Source organism: Aliterella sp. E5.1 (assembly GCF_057473825.1).
The window spans coordinates 1-1331 of record NZ_JBYCCV010000430.1; the positions used below are offsets into that span (position 1 = coordinate 1).

The following is a 1331-nucleotide window of genomic DNA, read 5'->3' on the forward strand; positions in this document are numbered from 1 at the left end:
CAATGAAAAATTCAACTAAATCAAACTCATCAAAAGAAGTCGTTACTTGTCTTTTTATCTCTTTTCTCATCTTAGGCTCAATCCCGATGATTTTTGGGGGAGAAAACAAATCATCTGAAACAACTTTTACAGACCCCGCGCCATCAGCGCCTAACACAAACGCTGAAGCCGAGACAATAGATTTTTTAAGCGGCTATCGAATAAGGTTGGAAATAAACGAACGTCAATGCAAAGCGACTAACGATCCTTTTCACTGCAAAACCGAACAAAAAGTCTATGATGATTACCTCTCGGAGCGTGCTGTCGCCAAGTAATCAAATTGGAGAAAGTAATTAGCGAGATTTCCTTTATTAAAATGAAGACTGTATATTTTGGAAAAGATGCCATGACAACCAATTTACCTATGAAATTGTCACATTTGCCCAACAGTTTGCCATTGGACGGTGCTGTTCGCATCGAGTTAATGGAAGGAGTGCCAATATTTCGAGCTTCTAGCTTAGTACAGGGGAGAATTGAAGCCTTATTAACTAAACAAAAAGAATCGGCACTTACTTCAGAGGAAAACAAAGAATTAGATGAATATGAAGAATTAGACGATTATTTAAGTTTGGTGAATCGAACGGTTAGAAATGTATCTCTAAATCAGAACGAAAGTTAATGACAAGGAATTAGAGATTGTCCGCAAATCGTTACATTAATGAAGCTACTCAAAATCAAGTACGACAACGAGCCAAGCTGCTGTGCGAATATTGTCACGCATCGGAACAATGGCAATATGTTTCTTTCACTGTAGACCACGTAATTCCTCTTGCCAAAGATGGGGATAATTCAATTAATAATCTGGCTCTAGCGTGTTTTCATTGCAATCGCCAAAAATCAGACAAATTGGTTGCCTTTGATGAACAATCATTATCAGAGGTACCCTTATTTAACCCTCGTACTGACAGTTGGCAAGAACACTTTATTTGGTCAACAGATACACTTTTGATTATTGGCTTAACACCAACAGGACGCGCCACCGCCGCAGCATTAACATTCAACCGAGCCAGGATAGTTAATATTTGTGCTGCTGATAGAGAAATTAGGCGGCATCCACCACCAAATGACCCAACTCAAAACTGACTAAACACTACTCAATAAAATAGCCGCGCTTAAAGCTGTTCGCAGAAAAGCTTGTTTAGCAATTCCCTCAGTGTAGGGAATTGAACCTCACCTCAATAATCTTGCCCACCAAAGAACCATCAGTCTCAGAAACAGTATTCCCCTCCTCATCCTGAAATACAAGCTTTTGCACGATATCGGTGATGAATACCTTGGTATCAGGATTGCCA

Annotated in this window: 3 protein-coding genes; all 3 read left to right on the forward strand. The window is 39.6% G+C overall.

Annotated features, from left to right (window positions below; all coding sequences use genetic code 11):
* On the forward strand, positions 1–314 hold a 314-nt coding region (locus tag AC2VE5_RS27930; protein ID WP_486890761.1), incomplete at its 5' end, for a hypothetical protein.
* 71 nt (positions 315–385) lie between these two features.
* Positions 386–658, forward strand: coding sequence for a hypothetical protein (locus AC2VE5_RS27935; protein WP_486890763.1), 273 nt, complete (start codon positions 386–388; stop codon positions 656–658).
* A gap of 17 nt (positions 659–675) precedes the next feature.
* On the forward strand, positions 676–1122 hold the full coding sequence (locus AC2VE5_RS27940) for an HNH endonuclease (RefSeq protein WP_486890762.1): 447 nt from the start codon (positions 676–678) through the stop codon (positions 1120–1122).
* Positions 1123–1331 lie beyond the last annotated feature (209 nt).

Coding starts and splice junctions, on each gene's coding strand:
- AC2VE5_RS27935 (WP_486890763.1), top strand. CDS start 386: ATGACAACCAATTTACCTATGAAATTGTCACATTTGCCCAACAGTTTG.